Genomic DNA, 21056 nt, shown 5'->3' on the forward strand with positions numbered 1-21056 from the left:
AAGTTGAAGTTGAAGTTGAAGTTGAAGTTGATTCTCAAAACCCCCGGGAGCCCCCCCCAAATCATGCCCAAACAAAGCCCCCCCCTCCTCCTCTTCGCCCTCCCGGCCCTAATCATCTTCACCGCCTTCTTCTGCCTCCCAATGGCAAAACTCCTGGCCATCAGCATCACCGGAGAAAAAGGCGCAAGCGTCTACTGGACCGTAATCTCAAGCCAACGCTACCTCCACAGCCTGATGGTAACGGTACTGCTCTCGGCAACCGTAACCCTGGCAACCCTGATCATCGCCGGCATCACCGGCACCTTCCTCCAACGCAACGCCGTCCCCGGCAAAGCGCTGCTGGTAGCCATGCTGACCTTCCCGCTAGCCTTCCCCGGCGTAGTCATCGGCTTCATGGTCATCATGCTGGGCGGCCGCAACGGCCTGCTGGCCATGGCAGGCGACTGGCTAGCCGGCGACCGCTGGACCTTCGCCTACGGCCTCACCGGCCTGTTCGTCGGCTACCTGTACTTCTCCATCCCCCGCGTCATCCTGACCGTGATGGCCGCGGTAGCCAAGCTCGACGCCTCCCTGGAAGAAGCCGCGCGCTCGCTCGGCGCAGGCCGCTGGCGCGTGGTGCGCGACGTCATGCTTCCCGCCCTGATGCCCGCCATGATCTCCAGCGGCGCGATCTGTTTCGCCACCAGCATGGGCGCCTTCGGCACCGCCTTCACGCTGGCCACGCAGCTCGATGTACTGCCGCTCACCATCTACAACGAGTTCACCAACTACGCCAACTTCGGCATGGCCGCTGCCCTGTCGGTACTGCTCGGCACGGTCACCTGGGCCTTGCTGGCGCTGGCGCGCTGGTTCTCGGGCGACGCCGTCGCCGCCACCGCGTGAGGATTGCCATGACTACGACTTCCCGCCGCGGCAACGCTTACTGGCTGCAACTCGCGCTCACGCTCCTGGTTTGCCTCTTCATGGTGGTCCCGGTGGCACTGTCGGTGCTGGCCGGCCTGACCAACAATATCTTCATCGGCGTGGCCAGCGGCCTGACCACGCGCTGGCTGGTGGAGGTATGGTCGCTCTACCGCAATACCATCTTCCTGTCCCTGGGCATCGCGCTGGCCTGCCTTGCCTGCACGCTGGTGCTGGGCGTGCCGGCGGCCTACTACATGGCACTGCGGCGCGGCCGCATCACGCGCCTGATCGAAGAGCTGCTGATGCTGCCGGTGGCAGTGCCGGGCCTGGCTACCGCGCTCGGCCTGATCCTGCTCTATGGTGGCTGGCAGGCGTTCCGCACCAGCTGGGTATTCATCCTGGTTGGCCATGTGCTGTTCACGCTGCCGTTCATGGTGCGTTCGGTGCTGGCCATCATGTCGGCCATCGATATCCGCACGCTGGAAGACGCCGCCGCCAGCCTGGGCGCGAGCCGGCTGCAGCGGTTCTTTACCGTGGTGCTGCCCAACTGCCGCCAGGGCATCCTGGCCGGAGCGCTGATGGTGGTGACGCTCTCGGTGGGTGAGTTCAACCTGACCTGGATGCTGCATACGCCCACCACGCAGACATTGCCCGTGGGTCTGGCCGACAGCTATGCATCGATGCGGCTGGAGATCGGCTCGGCCTACACCATCGTGTTCTTCTTCATGATCATTCCGCTGCTGGTGCTGATGCAGGGCCTCTCCGCGCTCGGCGCGCGCGCCCGCAAGCACCAGCCGCTTGCAGACAGCGCCGGGGCGATCTCCGGCGCCGATCCGCTTTCCCCATCCGAGGCCCGCCATGCATGAACCGACCCCCATCACCCTGCGCCACTGCGGCAAGACCTTCGCCGACGGTACGCTGGCGCTGCAACCCCTGGACCTCGACATCGGTGCCGGCGAAACCGTGGTTCTGCTTGGTCCTTCCGGCTGCGGCAAGACCACCACGCTGCGCATCATCGCCGGGCTGGAATTCCCCGATCCCGGCGGCGTGGTCATGTTTGGCGATAGCGATGTGACGCCCCTGCCTATCGAGCAGCGCGGCGTGGGCATGGTGTTCCAGAGCTATGCGCTGTTTCCCAACATGACCGTGGCGGAGAACATCGCCTATGGCCTGCGCGTGCGCCGGACCGATCCCGCCGCGCGGCGCCGCCGGGTGGACGAGATGCTGTCCATGATGCAGCTCGGGCCCTTCGCCGAGCGGCGCATCGACCAGCTCTCCGGCGGCCAGCGCCAGCGCGTGGCGCTGGCCCGCGCCATCGCGGTACAGCCGCGCGTGCTGCTGCTCGACGAACCGCTGACCGCGCTGGATGCCAAGCTGCGCGATGCGCTGCGCGCCGACATCAACCAGTTGCTGCGCAGCCTGCATATCACCGCCGTCTATGTCACCCACGACCAGGCCGAGGCGATGGCGCTTGGCGACCGCATCATCGTGATGGACCGCGGCCGCATTGCCCAGACCGGCACGCCGCAGCAAATCTACCGGGCGCCGGCCAATGCCTTCGTGGCGGATTTCATCGGCACCATGAACCGCTTGCCGGCGGTGCCGGAAGCTGGTGCCTGGCGTGTGCCGGGTGGTCTGGTGCCGCGCCAGGACAACGCAGCGGGCGCCGCGCAGCCGGCCCGCGCCGAACTGTTGTTCCGCCCCGAGGACGTGGCGCTGGCCCGGGCCGAGGAGGCGCACCTGGGCGGCTCGGTCGTCACCGCGCTGTTCCTGGGCAACTACACGCGCTTGCTGGTCGACGTTGGCGCACCGGCGCCGCTGGTCGTCGACACCACCCGGCGCGATGCCTGGCATGCGGGCGACCGCGTCGGCCTGCGCCTCGATACCGGCCACCTGATCACGCTTTCCGAAGCGCTCGCAGCATGAACTCCCTGACCAGCACTCCGGGCAATCCGGGCAATCCCGGCGATCCGGCCGGCACCTACCTGCTCGCCCACATCACCGACCTGCACATCAAGGCCGGCGGCAAGCTGTCCTACCGCATGGTGGACACCGCCGGCGCCCTGCAGCGCTGCATCGACACGTTGCTGGACGCGCCACAGCGGCCGGATTCGGTCGTCATCACCGGGGATCTCGTCGACTTCGGCACCGAGCCGGAATACCGCTTCCTGCGTGACATCCTGCAAGGCCTGCCGATGCCGGTGCGGCTGCTGCCGGGCAACCATGACCACCGGGCTACCTTGCGCCGTGTCTTCGCGGATCACGATTACCTGTTCGCCGCCGGCGATGGCGATGCGCCCATCCACTACAGCGTGGAAGCCGGCCCGTTGCGCCTGGTTGCCTTCGACTGCACGGTACCGGGCAAGCCTGGCGGCCGGGTCGATCCCGCCGCGCTGCCGTGGCTCGAAGCCACGCTGGCGGCCGAGCCGGGCCGGCCCACGCTGCTGATGCTCCATCATCCGCCCTTCCACACCGGCATCGGCCACATGGATCAGCAGGGCCTGGCCGGCGCCGGACTGCTGGAGGCGGTGGTGCGCCGGCATCCGCAGGTGGAGCGTGTGCTGTGCGGCCATTTGCACCGGCACATCACACGCCGTTTCGGCGGCACGGTGGCCATGACGGCGCCCGGGCCCGCTCACCAGGTCACGCTGGACCTCGACCCGCGGGCCGTTTCGCGCTTTCGCATGGAGCCTCCCGGCTACCTGCTGCACTGGTGGCATCCCGCGCATGGGCTGGTGAGCCATACGGCGGTCATCGGCGCGTTCGGTGCCGACCACCCCTTCTTCGATGCCGCCGGCAAACTGATCGACTGAGCGACTGAGCGGCGGCCGGACAAAAAAAACCCACAGCCGGGTGGATGTGGGTAATAAAGTGGTATGGGCAAGTCGCGGAAATCGCCCATGTCCGTATGGTGACACCCCGCGGCCGCGAGTGAAATAATCTTTCCGGACTAGAAGGCCAACACGCGTTGCGCAGGCCGTCCCCAGCGTGCCTACCGGTCACATCCCGGAAGCCGCGTGGGCGCGCGCGGCGCGGCACGGCACGGCCCCCGGTACACAAGCCAGGCTCCGCATTGCGTATCCCCTCTTTAGTGGGGAAATGGACAACACTGCCATAATCTAGTCCAATTCGCCCTTGGCGATCGCTTTGAACCGGCACTCCTTTCGCATTACCGTGGTTCCAGCGGCCGCTGCCGGCGCGCCGGCCGCCGTCCAACTTCCTACCATGCTCAACGCCCACCTGCTGCTGATCGACGACCACACACTGTTCCGCACCGGCCTGCGTTTGGTGCTGGCTGACAGCCCAAGCGTGGCAAGCATCATCGAGGCGGGTTCCGTCATGGGCGCGGTGGAGGCGCATCGCGGCGCCGCCGTGGATATCATCCTGCTCGACATCCAGATGCCCGGCCTCAATGGCATCGAAGGCGTCAAGGTATTGCGCCGCCATTTTCCCGTTGCGCGCATCCTGATCGTTTCCGGCACCTCCGGGCTGGAGACCATCCCGGCCGAGGTACGCAAGGAGATTGCCGGCTTCTTGCCGAAATCCGCGGACAGCGTCCAGATCGAGGTAGCCATCGCCGCCTGCCAGCAGGGCGACACCTACTTCATTCCGGCCCCGACCGGCGACAGCCACGACAATCCGGACGGCTCGCCAAACGGCACGGCCAGCGGCATCGCATACCAGTCCAGCTCGCTCACGCCGCGCCAGCTTGAAGTGCTTGAGCAACTCAGCCAGGGCCGCTCGAACAAGATCATTGCCCACCATCTGGGCCTCTCCGAGAACACCGTCCGGGTTCACGTGGCGGCCATTCTCGATCACCTCGGCGTAGTCAGCCGGGTGGAGGCGGTGCTCGAGGCGCAGCGCCGCGGCCTGGTGCAGACAGGCAGGTAGGCCATGCCCTTGCTCATCCCCCGCTTCGACGAACCGCGCCTGCTGGCCGCGGAAATGGAGCTGATCGACCAGAGCTTCGGCATCGCCATGCTGGGCTGTGCGCTGGCGGCCTTCATCCTGGCCCTCGGGCTGGCGCTGGGCGGCGGGCGTCCCGGCGCCTTCCCGTGGGCCCTCGCCATGGGCCTGGCCTGCGCTGCCGGGCACTTCGGGCGGCGCAGGCTGCCCGAGCGCACGAGCCAAGCCAAAGCGGGTCTTTACGCCCGTGCCATGACGGCCTTGCTGACACTGATCGGCGCGCTCTGGGGACTGGCGGCATGGCTATACATGGATGTGAAGTCGCCCGCGACGGTGATCTGCATCCTGTCGCTGATCGCCGGCATGAGCGCGGCCGCGCTGGCGGTGTTCTCCGCCTGCCTGCCGGTCGCCGTGGGCTTCTTCGTGCCGGCCATCGTGCCGGTCTGGGCGGTCTTCATCGCCACCGGCGATGCCGCCTATCTGGCCATGTTCCTCGGCACGCCGCTCTATCTCGTTGTACTCATGATCTTTGCGCGCAACTACGCGCGCGTGGCGCGCCACGGCATCGCGCTGCGCTTTGCCAACGTGGAACTGATCTCGCAATTGCGCGAGCAGACCGCCCGCGCGGAGAACGCACAACGCGAGGCAGAGGAAGCCAACCGCGCCAAATCCGTATTCCTGGCCTCGGCCAGCCATGACCTGCGCCAGCCGCTGCACGCGCTCGGCCTGTTCGTGGTCACGCTGGGCCGGTCCGATCTCACCGACAAGCAGCGCCAGTTGCTTACGCACATCGAGGCCGCCTCCTGTGCCGCGCGCGAGATGCTCAACACGCTGCTGGATTTTTCCAAGGTGGACGCCGGCGTGATCACCGCCCGGCCGCGCGCGTTCCGCCTGCAGCCGTTGCTGTACAAGCTGGAAAACGAGTTTGCGCCGCAGGCCGACGGGCGCGGCCTGTTCTACCGCACCCGGGATACCACCGCCACCGTGTTTGCAGATCCGACGCTGGTCGAGCTGATCCTGCGCAACCTGATCGCCAACGCCATCCGCTACACCAGCCAGGGCGGCGTGCTGGTGGCATGCCGCCGCCGGGGCAAGAGCATGGTGCTCGAGGTCTGGGATACCGGCGCCGGCATCCCCGCGTCCCAGCATCGCGCCATCTTCAGGGAGTTCCACCAGTTGGGCAACCCGGAGCGTGACCAGCGCAAAGGCCTGGGGCTCGGCCTGGCCATCGTGGAAGGACTGGCCCGCACCATGTCTACCCGGGTCCTGCTGAACTCGCGGCCCGGCCGCGGCTCGGTGTTCCGCTTCGCCCTGCCCGTGACCGAAGACCGTGCCGAGACACCCGCCGCCGGCTTGCACCAAAGGCCCGGTCTGCGCGGGCTGCGCGTGCTGGTGATCGACGACGACCAGGAGATCCGCATCGCCATGAGGGCGCTGCTGGAGAGCTGGCAAGCCGTTTGCCTGGCGCTGGAATCCGAGGAAGAAGCGCTGGCGGCGCTTGACACCTTCAGACCCGACCTGTTGCTGGCGGACTACCGCCTGCGCGGCGAGCGCACCGGCCAGGAAGCGATGATGGCGATCCGCGAGCGGCTGGGCCACGCCCTGCCCACCATCATCATCACCGGCGATACCGCCCCGGATCGCCTGCGCAGCGTGCATGCCGGCGGCGCCGCACTGCTGCACAAGCCCGTAGTGGCGCAACAGTTGCATACCGCCATGACCGCCCTGCTGCGCGATGCGGGCTGGCGCCAGGATATCCCCCGCTCCGCCGCCGGCAATGGCGCGGACCGCATGGCGCGTGCCGGGCGCTGAGGGGCCTTTGCGGCTCGCCAGCGCCCCTCGCCGCCTCATTCATGCGATTTTCGTATTAATCGATCCGTCCTATTAATTGGACTTAGAGCCAGTGCCCACCCAAACTGCATCGTGACAGTCGGCACGGGCGCCATCAGCAAGCCGCATCGCTTTCTCGCCAACGTGCCGCCAGGTTTCACCGATCCTAGCGAGGAGCCACCATGAGCACGCAGCCCGAACTGCCAAGACACGACTTGCTGATCGACGGCAAGCGCCTGCCACCCGGCACCGGAGAGTATTCCACCGATATCAACCCTGCCACGGAACAGCCGATCGCCCTGGTTGCGCAGGGCAGCGCCGCCGACGTGGACCTCGCGGTGACCGCCGCGCGCGCCGCGCTCAAGGTCTGGAACGGCCTGCGCGCGGCCGAGCGCGGCCGCATCCTGTACCGCTTTGCCGAACTGCTCGAAGCGCATCAGGAGGAACTGATCGCGCTCGAGAGCCTGGATGCCGGCAAACCGCTGGCCGCCGTGCGGCGCCAGGACATGCCGGCGGTGATCGATACCGTGCGCTACTACGCCGGCTGGGCCGACAAGATCAACGGCCAGGTGGTACCGACCCGCCCCGGCGCGCTGACCTACACCGTGCGCGAGCCGGTCGGCGTGGTCGCCGCCATCGTGCCGTGGAACTTCCCGCTGATGATCGGCATGTGGAAGATCGCGCCGGCGCTGGCCTGCGGCTGCACCCTCATTGTCAAACCCGCCGAGATCACGCCGCTGAGCGCGCTGCGCGTCGGCGAACTGGCGCTGGAAGCCGGCCTGCCGCCCGGCGTGCTCAATATCGTCACCGGCAAGGGCAGCGTGGTAGGCAATGCGCTGGTGGCGCATCCCGGCATCGACAAGGTGACCTTCACCGGCTCGCCCGGCGTGGGACGCGGCATCATGCAGGGCGCCGCCGCCAACTTCAAGCGCGTCACGCTGGAACTGGGCGGCAAGTCCGCCAACCTGATCTTTGCCGATGCCAACGTGGACGCCGCCGTGCGCGCGGCCGCCTCCGGCATCTTCTTCAATGCCGGCCAGGTGTGCTCGGCCGGCTCGCGCATCCTGGCGCAGCGCGAGGTCTACGACGAGGTGGTGGAGAAGCTCGCCGCCCGCGCCGCCTCGATCCGCGTGGGCGATCCGGCCGCGCCGGAGACCACCATGGGGCCGCTGGTCTCATCCGCGCAGATGAAGACCGTGCTGGACTACGTGGAGATCGGCAAGCGCGAGGGTGCCGTCGCGGTGACCGGCGGCGAGCGCGTGGGCGGCAAGGGCTATTTCGTGCAACCCACCGTGTTCGCCAACGTCGAGCACGAAATGCGCGTCTCGCAGGAGGAGATCTTCGGCCCGGTCGCCAGCGTGATCCGCTTCGAGGATGAAGCCGACGCCGTTCGCATCGCCAATGGCACCGCGTTTAGCCTGGCAGCGGGCGTGTGGAGCGCCGACATCGGCCGGGTGCACCAGGTAGCCGCAGACCTCAAGGCCGGCACCGTGTGGATCAACACCTATGGCCACACCGACGTACGGCTGCCCTGGGGCGGCGCCGGCGACTCCGGGCTGGGCCGTGAACACGGGGACGCCGCCATCGACAACTTCACCGAGCCCAAGGCAATCTGGTTGTCGCTGCGGCAGTAAGCGAACGAGGGGAGGCACGGCGGCGCCTCCCCGCCCGACGCCAGGAGGGTTAAGATCGCGGATGCGCCGGCATTGCCGGATTTGCCGGATTCGCCAGTGTTGTTTTTGGCATTGCGCGCCACACGATCCGTTCATTACGTCCCTCCTCCATGCCTGACAGACGCAAGTTCCTGCGTGCGGCGGCCGGCACCGTTGCCGGCGCCGGCGCGCTTTCCCTCTTGCCGCCCGCCATCCGCAAGGCGCTCGCCATTCCCGCCAACCATCGCACCGGCAGCCTGCGCGACGTCGGGCACATTGTGGTGCTGATGCAGGAGAACCGGGCCTTCGACCATTACTTCGGGGCAATGCGGGGCGTGCGTGGCTTTGCCGACCGCTTCCCGATACCGGTGGCCGACGGCCCGGGCCTCGCCGGCAAGACGGTCTGGTACCAGCGCGACGTGAGCGACCCGGCCGCACCCGCAACGCTCGCGCCGTTCCATCTCGATACGGAGCACGTGTTCGAACTCATGCGCGTCACCGGCACGCCGCACACCTGGTCGAATACGCAGGACGCCTGGGGCCAAGGCTGCATTCAGCAATGGCCCACCTTCAAGAAGCGTCATGCCATGGGCTACTTCAAGGAGGGCGACGTGCCCTTTCAGTACGCGCTGGCCAATGCCTTTACGGTGGCGGATGCCTACCACGCATCGTTTCTCGGCGGCACCAATACCAACCGCTGCTTCCTGTGGAGCGGCACCAACGACCCGCTGGGCAAGGGCAACGGCCCGGCCATCGGCAACGCCTACAACAAGCTCGGCGGCGGCGAGCCCGATGGCGGCTATGCCTGGACCACCTATCCCGAACGGCTGGAAGCCGCCGGCGTCAGCTGGCAGATCTACCAGGACATGGCCGACAACTACGCGCTCAATGCCACCGTCGGGTTCAAGACCTACCGGGATGCCTATCGCGGCGCGCCGGGTGCGCAGGCCGCGCTCAGGGACAAGGCACTGGGCACGCGCAACCTGGACCTGCTGCGCCAGGACGTGCTGGAAGGCCGCCTGCCGCAAGTGTCGTGGATCTGCCCCACGCGGCAGGGCTCCGAGCATCCCTCCCCGTCCAGCCCGGCGCAGGGCGCGGCCTATGTGTCCGCCGTGCTCGACGCGCTGACGGCCGACCCGGCGGTCTGGAGCAAGACCGTGCTGCTGCTGATGTACGACGAGAACGATGGCTTCTTCGACCATATGCCGCCGCCGGCGGTGCCGTCGTACCTCGCGTGGCACGCGGACCCGGCACAGGCCACGCTGGCCGGCGCCTCCACCGCCGACACCCGCGGCGAATACCACGAACTGATCACCGGCGTGGAGGCCGACGACCTGCCGCGCTACCTGCATCGCCCGTACGGCCTCAGCATGCGCGTGCCGATGATCGCCATCTCGCCGTGGAGCAAGGGCGGCTGGGTCAACTCCGAGGTGTTCGACCACACATCGGTGATTCGTTTCATCGAAGCCCGCTTTGGCGTGCACGAGCCCAATATCACGCCGTGGCGCCGCGCGGTCTGCGGGGATCTCACCTCGCTGTTCGATTTCGCCGCGCCGGACCAATCCGACGCCGTGGCGTCGCTGCCAGCCACCGCGCCACGCGCGGCGCGAGCGCGGGCGCTGAAGGGCACGCGCACGCCGGTCATCCCCGCGCTACCCGAATTGCCCGTGCAAGCCGGCGGCACGCGCCCCTCGCGGGCGCTCCCCTATGCGCTGCACGCGCAGGCCCAGGCAGATGCCGGCAGTGCCGCGCTGCACCTGAGCTTTACCAATAGCGGCCGGGCCGGGGCCGTGTTTCATGTCTACGACCGGCTGCACCTGGAGCGCCTGCCGCGCCGCTATACGGTCGAAGCCGGCAAGCGCCTGGCGGGCAACTGGGACACGCGCGCCGACGGCGGCCGCTATGACCTGTGGGTGCTCGGCCCCAACGGCTGGCACCGGCATTTCACCGGGACCGCGGGCGCAGTGCCCGCACCGGAGATCGAGATCGTCTACGACATCCCCACGCAAAGCCTGCGCATCACCTTGCGCAACGATGCGGACCAGCCCTGCACGTTCATGCTGGCTGCCAACGCCTACGTTAGCGGCGCGGCCCGCAGCACTACTGTGGCAGCCCGCGCCAGAAGCACCCTGGCATGGCCGGTGGACGCGTCGGGCGGCTGGTACGACTTCACCGTGACCGTGGCCGCCCTGCCCGGCTACGCGCGGCGCTGTGCCGGCCGCATGGAAACCGGCGCGCCCTCGGTGAGCGACCCCGCCATGGGCGGCCGTGCTATCGGGGAGCAATGGCAGCCGGCGGGATCATCGGCGCCTGCGTGAAGAACTTTCCCCAGTCTTGCAAATTCGTGCCGGCCAAACTCCATTCAGCCCCTAGATCTTCGGGATGCGCAGGGTCTTGCTGATCATCAGCGAGCCGGACAGCACGAACAGCAGCGCGAGCGGATGCAGGTCCGCCGGCCCGATGGCCCACACGCCGCCGTAGAGCGCATCGCCCACCCGGCCCTGCCACGCGCAGAAGGCCAGCACGCCAGTCAGCAGCACACTGGTGGGAATCGGCGTGCCCTCGAAGTACGCCACCTTGTCGCCGCCCTCGGACAAGGTCTCGGCAGTCACGTTGAAGCGTGCCAGGCGGCTCACGCCGCAGCAGACGAAATACATCAGCGCCGCCATGTCCCAGCCACCACGCATGCCGGCGGCAAAAGCCAGCGTTGCCGGGCCGACCCCGAACGAGATGATGTCCGCGAGCGAATCCAGCTCGCGGCCCAGCGCGGAGTGCTGGTGCCGCCAGCGCGCGATGCGGCCGTCGAGCACGTCGAAGATAAAGGCCGCCGGCGCCAGCGCTGCCGCCGCCATGAAATGGGCGGACGACTGCGTGGCGACGTAGAACATGGCGAAGAACACCGATGCCATGCCGCAGGCCGCGTTGCCCAGTGTGAACAGGTCGGCGAGATGCAGCTCGCGGACCATGGAGAAATGCTTGGGACGTTCTGGTGTGGATGCCATGGGGCGAACTCCTGAATCCTCTGGCGCATGAAAACTCCCGGCTCGCCAACAAGAAACGAACCAGGCGGCGGCGTGACTAGAAACGCAATCCCGCGTCGCGTAACGCGCTGGCGGTTTCACCTGCGCCGACGTGATGCACGGCCTGCCAGCCCAGGGACCGTGCCGCCGCCACATTGGCGGCGCTGTCATCGATAAACAGCAGCTCGCGCGCCGCAATTCCCGGCAGGTGCACACCGATGCGCGCCTCCATCAACTGGTAGATGGCCGGATCGGGCTTGGCGATGCCAACCTCGCCGGACACCAGGATATCGCGGAACAATGACAGGAAATCGCCACTGCGCACGGCGTGCGGATAGGTCTCGCTGGACCAGTTGGTCAGGCCGAACAGCGGCACCCGCGCGGCGTGCAGGCGCCGCAGCAACGCCACGCCGTCGGCCAGCGGCCCGCGCAGCATCTGCGGCCAGCGATCATAGAAGGCGCGGATCAGGCCGGCCTGCGCCGGATGCTCGGCCACCAGCGACTCGGTGGCCTCTCGCAGCGGCCTGCCCGCATCCTGCCGGACATTCCAGGCGGGCGAGCAGACTTCCGACAGGAAGCGGGTGCGCTCTTGCGGGTCCGGGATCAACTCGCGATAGAGGTACTCCGGGCTCCAGTCGAACAGCACGCCACCAAAATCGAACACTACGGCACGGACGGTCACGGTATCTCGTTGGCTCGGTTGAATACAAGACAGCATTCTCGCAGAGTCTGCCGGCCGTCAATATGAGATTTCTCTCAACATGCGGGCACGGCTTTCCCCCTAAGCTTGCCGTTACCGGTCCATGCGCCCCGTAGGCACCCCGGTCACGCAGGCGCCCCGCCCCGACAGCGGCTGGCGCCATGTCACGCAATCCGCCGAGCCCATTCCATGTCCCCGCCGAGTCCCCTTCTTCCGCGCGCCATGCCAGCCTGCCTGGCATGGCTATGCATCGCCTTGTCCGCCCACGCCGACGTGGGCCATCCCGAATCGCCGCAAACGCTGCCTGCCGCCATCTCGCCGCAATGCGGCGCGCCGGCCACGCTGATCGCCAGTCTCCGCGACGCCAGCGAAGGCACGCCGTCCGTCGGCCGCAGGGTGGCGGTGGAGGCCGTGGTCACGGCGGATTACTCGGGCACCGGCGGCTTCAGCGGCTACTTCGTACAGCAGGCCGACGCCCGGCGCCAGAACCGCCCCGGCGTGTCGGAAGGCCTGTTCGTGCACGCGCCGCGCGCGGCGGCGCGCGCCGGCGACCTGGTCCGCGTGCTCGGCACCATCGAGGAGCGGTCCGGCCAGATGCAGCTGAGGCAGTCCGGCCGGGCAACGGTCTGTGCATCGGACCAGGCCGTCACCCCGGCCGTGATCACGCTGCCGGTGCCGCACACAGGCGCGCTGGCGGCTTATGAAGGCATGCTGGTGCGCCTGCCGCAGACCCTTACCGTCAGCGAGACCTTCGAGCTTGGCCGGTATGGCAGCGTGGTACTCAGCCATGGCCGCCTGCCGCTGCCCACCAACGTGGCACTGCCGGGCGCCGGCGCCGCCGCCCAGGCCGCCGCCAATGCCTTGAACCGCCTGACGCTGGACGACGGCTCCAGCCGCCAAAACCCGCCGCTCGTCATCCATCCCGCACCGGGGCTCGGCGCCTCGAATACGCTGCGCGGCGGCGATACCGTCGCCAACGTGCAGGGCGTGCTGGAGCGGCGCCATGGCGGCTGGCGCGTGCAGCCCGTTCCGGGCGCACCGCCACTGGTGTTCCAGCCCGCCAACCCGCGCACGGGCGCACCGGTACGCGCCGCCCGCGCCGACCTGCGCGTTGCGGCATTCAACGTGGAAAACTATTTCAACGGCGATGGCCGGGGCGCGGGCTTCGATGACCCCGACAACCGCGGCGCCCGGACCCCTGCCGAATTTGCCCGGCAGGAAGCCAAGATCCTGAGCGCGCTGCAAGGGCTGAACGCCGACGTGATCGGCCTGATGGAGATCGAGAACAACGGCTATGGCGAGCTGAGCGCCATCCGCCGGCTGACTGACAAGCTCGGGCCCGACTGGCGCTTTATCGATCCGGGCGTGGAGAAGCTCGGCCGCGATAGCATCAAGGTCGCCCTGGTCTACAACGCCCGCGCCGTGGAACCAGCAGGCAAGCCGGCCACGCTCGAGTTGGGCCAGCGGACCCGCCAGCCCCTGGCCGCCACCTTCCGCCTGCCCGGCCATCCGCGCAAGATCACGGTGGTGGTGAACCATTTCAAGTCCAAGCGCTGCAACGATGCCCGCGGCGCCAATGCGGACCAGCGCGACGGCCAGAGTTGCTGGAATCCCACGCGCGTGGCGGCAGCCACGCGGATCTCGGACTGGCTCGCCACCTCGCCCACCGGCGTGCCGGACGATGGCCGGCTGGTGATCGGCGACCTCAACAGCTACGCGCGGGAAGACCCGATCCGCCTGCTGGCCGAGCGGGGTTATGCCGACATGATCGCCCGCTTCGCCGGCGCGGGCGGCGGCGCCTACAGCTACGTTTTCGGCGGCGAGGCCGGCTACATTGATCACGCGCTTGCCGATGCCGGTGCGGCCAGCCGCATCCTCGCGGCACGGCACTGGCATATCAATGCCGACGAGCCGATCGCGCTGGCCTATCCGCTGGCCCACAAGAGCGAGGCGCAGCAACAGTCTTTCTATGCGCCCGATGCCTATCGCTCATCCGACCACGACCCGCTGGTGGTGGACCTGGCCATGCGCGACGATGCCGCCGCACCGGGCGATAGCGCTGCGGCGGGTGGCAGCGCGGAAAGTGCCAACACGGGGAACAACGGTGCTGGCAATGGCGTGGAAACCAGCGAAGGGGGCGGTGGCGGTGTGGTGGATCCCTGGGTGATGGCGGTCCTGGTCCTGGCCCTGGCCGGCACTGGGGCGATGGCCGCGTGGCATCGCTTTGCCGGCCGTTCCTCGCTACGCTGATGTCCCCGCCGGATTGCGCCTGATGCTGCCGGCCAGGTAGGCCACGATCAGCACATTGGCAATGGCCAGCCCGATATGTAGCGCGCTGGGGTGAACCGCCGCTTCATACAATTCAACCGGGATATAAATCGCGCCCGACCATACCCCGAGCCACTTCGCCCAGGCCCGCTGGCGCCACAAGCCGTAGGCCTCGGTGAAGCGCATTGCCGAGTACGTCGCGGCGGAGCCGCCGATGGCCCAAAGCCTGGCGTTGGTCGGATCGGACATCAGTGACAGGAAGATGGTCGGATAGCGGCTGCCCGGATTCAGGTGCAGGCGGGCAACGATCGCCTCGGCCAGCGCCTGCGCATCCCGGTGCAGCAGCGCAATGAGCCCCAGTCCGGCGAGAATCACCACCGCCCCCTTGGCGGCCTCGAACAGCGCGATTCCCTTCAGGCCCGCGCCTGAGCCATGCTTTGCCATCTTGCGTATCCTCGTCAACAGTCAGGTGGCGATCGTACCCCGGCGCGGCGGCCAGGGGCAAACCCGGCACTTCCCGCCCAGGCGCACAGGACGCCTGGGCACACTGGTAACATTCCCCGGCCGGCGCCATCCGTTGCCGGCCCGAGGCCGTCACATGAATCCCGAACACCTGCCACTCCTGCTCACCCGCACCATGCCCTACGGCAAGTACAAGGGCCGCGTTATCGCGGACCTGCCGGGCAACTACCTGAACTGGTTCGCGCGCGAGGGCTTCCCGCCCGGCGAGATCGGCAAGCTGCTGGCGCTGATGCACGAACTCGACCACAACGGCCTGACCGGCCTGCTGGACCCGCTGCGCGGCCGTTAGCGCATCCGCAGCCTGCCGGCTCAGCCGGCGGCAATCCGGTGAATGGACCGCCCCTGCGCGTCCACCGCCACGGTGGCGGGCATGTCCTCCACCTCGAACTCATAGATGGCTTCCATGCCCAGCTCCGGAAAGGCCAGCACGCGCGCCTTGCGGATCGCCCTCGATATCAGGTAGGCCGCGCCACCCACCGCGATCAGGTAGGCCGCGCCGTGGCGGCGGATGGCCTCGATGGCACGGGGACCGCGCTCGGCCTTGCCGATCATGACCAGCAAGCCGGTCTGCTCCAGCAACTGCGGCACAAACTTATCCATGCGCGTGGCCGTGGTGGGACCAGCCGGGCCCACCGCCTCGTCGCCCACGGCATCGACCGGGCCCACGTAGTAGATCGCGCGGTCGCGCAGCGGCACCGGCAGCGGCTCACCAGCGTCAAGCATGGCCACCAGCCGTTTGTGCGCGGCATCGCGGGCCGTCAGCAAACGGCCGCGCAGCCGCAATGTCTCGCCAACCCGCCACTGCGCCACCTCCGCGGCGTCCAGGCGGTCCAGGTCGACCACGCGCCCCGGCGGGGCCGTCATTGCGGCGGGAATACCGTCCCAGGTGTCGGCGGGCGGCGGCTCCAGCCGCGCCGGGCCCGAGCCGTCCAGTTCGACCGTGACGAAGCGCGTCGCCGCGCAATTGGGAATCAGCGCCACGGGCAGCGTCGCGGCATGGCAGGGCAAGGCCGCCACCTTGACATCGAGCACGGTGGCCAGCCCGCCCAGCCCCTGCGCGCCGATGCCGAGCGCATTGATGCGGTCGAACAGTTCCAGCCGCAGCCGCTCGGCGTCGTCCGCCGCACCCCTGGCGCGCAACGCGTCGATATCGATGGGGCTGAACAAGGCGCGCTTGGCCGCCAGCATGGCCTGCTCCGGCGTGCCGCCCACTCCTACGCCAAGCACGCCAGGCGGGCACCAGCCGGCACCCATCTGCGGAATGGCAGCGAGGATCCAGTCGACCAGGGAATCGCTCGGGTTGAGCGTGGCGAACTTCGCCTTGACGTCACCCCCGCCACCCTTTGCCGCCACGGTCATCGTCACGGTATTGCCGGGTACCAGTTCAAGTTGCAGGAAGCCCGGCGTGTTGTCGCCGGTATTGCGCCGCTCGCCCAGCGCCGAGCCCACCATGGTGGCACGCAGGGGATTGGCGCTGTCGGTATAGCCGCGGCGCACTGCCGCATCGACCATCTGCTGCACCGGGATCAACGGACCGCCGTCGCGCGCGGCAAACCGCACGTTCATGCCCACCGTCATGAAGACCTGCGCCACGCCGGTGTCCTGGCAGATCGGCCGATGGGCTTGCGCGCTCATGCGGCTGTTGACCAGCAACTGCTCGATGGCGTCTCGCGCCGCGCCGGCGGGCTCGGCGGCGAAGGCGCGCTTGAGCGCCTGGACGAAATCGGCGGGATGGTAGTAGCTGACGTACTGGAGCGCATCGGCAATGGTGTCGACGACGTCTTCCTGGAAGATCACAGTCATGGCGGGGGCTGGCACAACGGGCCGACCGGGCGAACCGGGCGGACCCGCTGCTGCGCGCATCTATTATGTCTATACATAATGACACAGCCTGCAGGGCAAACGCAAACACGCCCGCGCGGCCCGGCGCAGGCTCAGCCCTGCCGCTGCAGCACGGTCGAGTACGTGAACCTGTCGGCCGGATGCAGGCTCACCACGACTTCGAACAGCCGGTCGGACTGGTCGTAATACCGCCGCACGAATTCCAGCGCATGGGCGTCCGGCGCGGTACCCAGCACCTCGGCCAGCGCCGCCGGCACCCCCACCGCCCTTACGGTCTGGCGCACTTCCCTGACCAGGCGCCCGGTTGCCTTGCCGACCAGATCGCTGATCAGGCTGGTGTCGGTCTTGAGCAGCTTGCGGATCTTGGCGCCGTCAGCCGCCATCACGTAGACATCGGACCACGACAGCGGATGGGATGGCGCTTCCGGATTGGTGCGGGATGTCTCGATATGGAGCCAGCGCGAGCCAGGCTGACAGCCTAGGCGGGTGGCCAGCTCGATATCCATCACGATCTCGCGCGCGCCGTGGATGGTGCGCAGGGTGGCGGCGCCGTATTGCACCAGTTCGTCGATGGTGGAAAGCTTGGGCGTGTATTCGCTGCTGCGCGGCGCGGCGGCTTCCACCCGCGTGCCCGCGCGCTTCTTGCGCGAAACCAGGCCAAGCTCCTGGATGCGCATCAGCGCCACACGCACGGTGCCGCGGCTGACGCCGTGCTTCTCGGCCAGCTCCAGTTCGCCCGGCAGGCTTGACCCGACAGGGTAGACCCCGCTCGTAATGTCGTGAATGAGCGCCTTGGTCAACTCGGCGTGGCGTGGCTCCATGGGTTCCCTGAATGATTGATCGATGTGCTTGCGGCGTAGCAAATGCTAGCGCCTGACGGACCGCTAGCCAAGCGCAAAGGGTAAACCTGACGCAGATCCGGCTTGACGGGCAAAACCCATATTCCTAGAATATGTTTAAACATATTCTTTAGATAGACATATTGGCAGGTTGGATGAGGCACAGGTTCAGCGTCCCTGCCGCCCGCCCCTGACCCGATTGCCGACACTTTCAGGAACCCGCACCCATGGCTACTACCGTCTTCGACTCCGTTCTCTTCCGCGACATGTTCGGCACTCCGCAGATGCGTGCCATCTTCGACGACCGCGCCTATGTGGCGCGCTGCATCGACACCGAGACCGCGCTGGCCAGGGCGCAGGCCAAGGCGGGCCTGATCCCGGCCGAAGCCGCCCGCGAGATCACCGCGCGCGCCAGCCTGGACAAGATCGACCTCGACGCGATGCGCGCCGAGACCGAGATCGTGGGCTATCCCATCCTGCCGCTGGTGCGCCAACTGAGCGAGATGTGCGGCGAAGCCGGCCGCTATGTCCACTGGGGCGCCACCACGCAGGACATCATGGACACCGCCACCATGCTCCAGTGCAAGGCAGCAGTGGCCATCATCGAGACCCAGCTCGATGAAGTGCGCGGCGCGCTCAAGACGCTGGCGGCGGCGCACGCGCGTACCGTCACCGCCGGGCGCACGCACCTGCAACATGCGCTGCCGGTCACCTTCGGCTTTCGCGCCGCGGTCTGGCTGTCGTCGCTGAACCGCCACGCGGAGCGGCTGGCCCAGGCCAAGGCGCGCGCGCTGCTGGTGGAGTTCGGCGGTGCGGCCGGCACGCTCGCCTCGCTGGGCGACACCGATATCGGCCTCACCGTGCGCGCCAACCTGGCCGAAGAACTCGGCCTGCGCGACCCGCGCATTACCTGGCACGTGGCCCGCGACGGCCTGGCGGAGCTGGTCTCGCTGCTGGCCGCGATCGGCGGCTCGCTGGGCAAGATCGCGCTGGACGTGATGACGATGGCCTCGTCCGAGTTCGGCGAGGTGGCCGAGCCCTTCGTGGAAGGCCGCGGCGCCAGCTCGACCATGCCGCAAAAGCGCAACCCGATTTCCAGCGAACTGATGCTGGCGGCAGCCAAGATGCTGCGCGAGCGGGCCGCGCTGATGCTCGACGCCATGATTCAGGATTTCGAACGCGCCACCGGGCCATGGCACCTGGAATGGAGCGCGGTGCCGGAGAGCTTCCTGCTGGCATCGGGCGCGCTGGGCCAGGCCGCCTTCATGCTCAAGGGCCTGTCGGTGGATACCGCCCGCATGCGCGGCAACCTCGACCTCACCGGCGGGCTGATCGTGGCCGAGGCCGTGATGATGGGACTGGCGCCGGCCATCGGCCGCCAGCAGGCCCACGACGTGGTCTACGACGCTTGCCGCCACGCCATCGAGCACAAGCGCAGCCTCTATGCCGTGCTCTGTGAGAACCAGGACATCGTGGCACGCCTGGGCGAACCGCAGATCCGCTACCTGACCGATCCCGCCAACTACCTGGGCGCCGCCGAGCGCATGGCGCTGGCGGTGGTGAAGGACACGGTGCTGGCCACCCGTTAAAGCATCCGAAGAACCAGAACAACCTTGATGAAGGAGACAACCATGACCAAGCAACTGGCCGCCGTCCTCGCCCTGCTAGCCCTGTCCACCAGTACCACCGGCGCACTGGCGCAAACCTACCCCACCCGCCCCATCACCTGGATCGTGCCCTTTGCCGCCGGCGGCCCCACCGACGCGCTCGCCCGCAATATCGCCGAGCGCGTCGGGCGCGACCTCGGCCAGCCGGTGCTGATCGAGAACCAGGCCGGCGCCGGCGGCACCATCGGCGCGGGCAAGGCGGCTAAGGCCGCGCCCGATGGCTATACCTTCCTGGTCGGGCACATGGGCTATATGGCCGCCGCTCCGTCGCTGTACAAGAAGCTGTCCTACGACCCAGTCAAGGACTTCGACGGCGTGTTCCGCTTCCCCGATACGCCGCTGGTGCTGCTGGTGGGCGCGAACTCGAAATTCAAGACCGTACAGGACCTCGTCGCTTTTGCCAGCGCCAACCCGGGCAAGCTGAACTTCGGCAACGCAGGGGTGGGCTCCACCTCCCACCTGGTGGCGGCCATGTTCGCCCAGCAGGCGAAGATCAAGGTGACGCCGGTGTCCTATAAAGGCGCCGGTCCGGCACTGACCGACGTGATGGGCGGGCAGGTCGACGGCATGTTCGACCAGACCAACACGGCCCTGCCCCAGGTCAAGGGCGGCAAGGTCGTCGCCATCGCCCAGACGGCGAGGCAGCGCGTGCCGCAGTTCCCCAATGTGCCCACCGTGGCGGAGACGGTGGTGCCGAACTTCGAGGCGTCCACCTGGTACGGCCTGTACGCGCCGAAGGGCACGCCCAAGGACATCATTGCCCGCAACTACGCCGCGTTCGCGAAAGCCATCGCCGACCCTGATTTCTCCAGGAAACTGACGGAACAGGGCATCCAGCTGCTGCCCGAAGCCGCCTACAAGTCCGCGGCGCTGAACCAGCACACCGCAGCCGAGGTGGCCAAGTGGAAGACGGTGATCACCGCGGCTGACATCAAGCTCGATTAAGGGCGACTCGTGAACTCGATCATGCCGAGTTCTCCGATGGGCGCCGTTCCGGCACATCACGGCGTAGATCCCGTGATGGCCAGTGCACTCTGCGCTGCCACCGGGGCTCTGATCCCCGTGAATGCGCTCGCAGTGTCGCCGCTTAGCCCCCGGTTTGGCACGCTCTCGTACAACTGGCGTCAATTTTCCTGTCAGCCCCGGGCTGCTGGGAGAGAGCCAATCGTGACCGAACGCGTTGATGATCGCCGTCTGACAGCAGCCAGCGCACTCCGAATCCTTCCGGTGCTATACTTGTCCAAGTAATTGAACAAGTCCTATAGGGGAAGTGCCATGCGCACCATTCATTTCTCCGATGCCCGCAACAACCTGAAGGCGGTCATCGACCAAGCCATCGACGATCATGACGCCATTCTGATCACGCGCCGCGACGCGCCGAATGCCGTCATCATGTCCCAGGAACAATATGACAGCTGGATGGAAACGATGTATCTGATGTCGAATCCGGCCAACGCGAAGCGACTGATGGAGTCGATCGCACAACTGCGCCAGGGCGAGGCCGTGCCACACGACCTGATCGACCCGGACGCTGAATGACGCGCAAAGTCCTATTTGCACGGAACGCCTGGGACGAATACGTCTGGTGGCAGACCCAGGACAAGAAGATCCTCAGACGCATCAATCAACTCATTGCCGAGTGCCAGCGCGACCCGTTCACGGGGATCGGCAAGCCGGAGCCCTTGAAGGGCGACCTGTCCGGTTTCTGGTCGCGCCGCATCAACGATGCGAACCGCTTGGTCTACGATGCCGATGACGACTTGCTGCGCATCGCCAGCTGCCGCTTCCAATACGGCGACAAGTAACGCCGGCTCAGGCCGGCTTCCGACACAAGTTCTCGGCAGCCATCCCGGTGATTTCGATGAACACACGGCGGAGGACAAGTGGCACAGCGCTATTCTGATCAT

The 21056-nt window shown here is 67.6% G+C and carries 19 protein-coding genes; 14 read left to right on the plus strand and 5 right to left on the minus strand.

The window, feature by feature from the left end; genetic code table 11:
- Nucleotides 1-63 precede the first annotated feature (63 nt).
- From CF70_RS02355 to CF70_RS02390, 8 genes are all read left to right on the plus strand, one after another.
- Nucleotides 64-882: an ABC transporter permease gene (locus CF70_RS02355; RefSeq protein ID WP_035859960.1), complete on the plus strand. Its 819-nt coding sequence runs from the start codon at nt 64-66 to the stop codon at nt 880-882.
- Between the two features lie 8 nt (nt 883-890).
- Entirely contained in the window at nt 891-1769 is an 879-nt protein-coding gene (locus CF70_RS02360; protein WP_035859828.1) for an ABC transporter permease, read from the plus strand.
- The gene (locus CF70_RS02365) at nt 1762-2829 is read left to right on the plus strand and encodes an ABC transporter ATP-binding protein (RefSeq protein ID WP_035859830.1); all 1068 of its coding nucleotides are present in this window, start codon (nt 1762-1764) and stop codon (nt 2827-2829) included. Before CF70_RS02360 ends, CF70_RS02365 begins: the two co-directional genes overlap by 8 nt.
- Entirely contained in the window at nt 2826-3716 is an 891-nt protein-coding gene (locus tag CF70_RS02370; protein ID WP_051647989.1) for a phosphodiesterase, read from the plus strand. The genes CF70_RS02365 and CF70_RS02370 overlap by 4 nt, the downstream gene beginning before the upstream one ends.
- Nucleotides 3717-4128: 412 nt before the next feature.
- The gene (locus tag CF70_RS02375) at nt 4129-4794 is read left to right on the plus strand and encodes a response regulator transcription factor (RefSeq protein ID WP_035859965.1); all 666 of its coding nucleotides are present in this window, start codon (nt 4129-4131) and stop codon (nt 4792-4794) included.
- A gap of 3 nt (nt 4795-4797) precedes the next feature.
- Nucleotides 4798-6621 carry a hybrid sensor histidine kinase/response regulator gene (locus CF70_RS02380; RefSeq protein WP_035859833.1) on the plus strand — a complete coding sequence of 608 codons (1824 nt, stop codon included), beginning with the start codon at nt 4798-4800 and terminating at the stop codon, nt 6619-6621.
- 200 nt (nt 6622-6821) lie between these two features.
- Nucleotides 6822-8273 (plus strand): aldehyde dehydrogenase family protein, encoded by a 1452-nt coding sequence (locus CF70_RS02385; protein ID WP_035859836.1) that lies wholly within the window; start codon nt 6822-6824, stop codon nt 8271-8273.
- A gap of 149 nt (nt 8274-8422) precedes the next feature.
- Nucleotides 8423-10609, plus strand: a complete 2187-nt coding sequence (locus CF70_RS02390; RefSeq protein ID WP_035859838.1) for a phosphocholine-specific phospholipase C — start codon at nt 8423-8425, stop codon at nt 10607-10609.
- 51 nt (nt 10610-10660) lie between these two features.
- Here the strand turns inward: CF70_RS02390 and CF70_RS02395 are convergent, their stop codons facing one another.
- Nucleotides 10661-11293, minus strand: coding sequence for a CDP-alcohol phosphatidyltransferase family protein (locus CF70_RS02395; RefSeq protein ID WP_035859841.1), 633 nt, complete (start codon nt 11291-11293; stop codon nt 10661-10663).
- Between the two features lie 76 nt (nt 11294-11369).
- Complete coding sequence (locus CF70_RS02400) at nt 11370-11993, minus strand: HAD family hydrolase (RefSeq protein WP_200876680.1); 624 nt, start codon at nt 11991-11993, stop codon at nt 11370-11372.
- Nucleotides 11994-12200: 207 nt separating this feature from the next.
- Between CF70_RS02400 and CF70_RS02405 the strand changes: the two genes are divergently transcribed.
- Nucleotides 12201-14261, plus strand: coding sequence for an ExeM/NucH family extracellular endonuclease (locus CF70_RS02405; protein WP_235184858.1), 2061 nt, complete (start codon nt 12201-12203; stop codon nt 14259-14261).
- Here CF70_RS02405 and CF70_RS02410 read toward each other — a convergent pair.
- On the minus strand, nt 14253-14723 hold the full coding sequence (locus CF70_RS02410) for a DUF2127 domain-containing protein (RefSeq protein WP_035859847.1): 471 nt from the start codon (nt 14721-14723) through the stop codon (nt 14253-14255). The two genes, CF70_RS02405 and CF70_RS02410, sit on opposite strands and share 9 nt — an antisense overlap.
- Nucleotides 14724-14877: 154 nt before the next feature.
- On the opposite strand from CF70_RS02410, the gene CF70_RS02415 reads away from it, so the two are divergent.
- Nucleotides 14878-15090 carry a DUF3820 family protein gene (locus CF70_RS02415; protein WP_035859850.1) on the plus strand — a complete coding sequence of 71 codons (213 nt, stop codon included), beginning with the start codon at nt 14878-14880 and terminating at the stop codon, nt 15088-15090.
- Between the two features lie 20 nt (nt 15091-15110).
- Here CF70_RS02415 and CF70_RS02420 read toward each other — a convergent pair whose 3' ends face one another.
- Together CF70_RS02420 and CF70_RS02425 are read right to left on the minus strand one after the other, a co-directional pair.
- A complete protein-coding gene (locus CF70_RS02420; RefSeq protein WP_035859852.1) occupies nt 15111-16604 on the minus strand; it encodes a fumarate hydratase in 1494 nt (497 codons plus the stop codon).
- Nucleotides 16605-16735: 131 nt separating this feature from the next.
- The gene (locus CF70_RS02425) at nt 16736-17464 is read right to left on the minus strand and encodes a GntR family transcriptional regulator (protein ID WP_045240184.1); all 729 of its coding nucleotides are present in this window, start codon (nt 17462-17464) and stop codon (nt 16736-16738) included.
- Between the two features lie 245 nt (nt 17465-17709).
- Between CF70_RS02425 and CF70_RS02430 the strand changes: the two genes are divergently transcribed.
- The 4 genes from CF70_RS02430 (at nt 17710) to CF70_RS02445 (ending at nt 20954) form a co-directional block, all read left to right on the plus strand.
- On the plus strand, nt 17710-19071 hold the full coding sequence (locus tag CF70_RS02430; RefSeq protein WP_035859854.1) for a class-II fumarase/aspartase family protein: 1362 nt from the start codon (nt 17710-17712) through the stop codon (nt 19069-19071).
- A 42-nt stretch (nt 19072-19113) separates the two neighbouring features.
- Nucleotides 19114-20094 (plus strand): Bug family tripartite tricarboxylate transporter substrate binding protein, encoded by a 981-nt coding sequence (locus CF70_RS02435; RefSeq protein ID WP_051647991.1) that lies wholly within the window; start codon nt 19114-19116, stop codon nt 20092-20094.
- A 330-nt stretch (nt 20095-20424) separates the two neighbouring features.
- Complete coding sequence (locus CF70_RS02440) at nt 20425-20688, plus strand: type II toxin-antitoxin system Phd/YefM family antitoxin (protein WP_035859856.1); 264 nt, start codon at nt 20425-20427, stop codon at nt 20686-20688.
- Nucleotides 20685-20954, plus strand: coding sequence for a Txe/YoeB family addiction module toxin (locus CF70_RS02445; protein WP_035859858.1), 270 nt, complete (start codon nt 20685-20687; stop codon nt 20952-20954). Before CF70_RS02440 ends, CF70_RS02445 begins: the two co-directional genes overlap by 4 nt.
- Nucleotides 20955-21056: the final 102 nt, after the last annotated feature.

It is taken from the genome of Cupriavidus sp. SK-3 (assembly GCF_000611145.1).
Taxonomy (GTDB): domain Bacteria; phylum Pseudomonadota; class Gammaproteobacteria; order Burkholderiales; family Burkholderiaceae; genus Cupriavidus.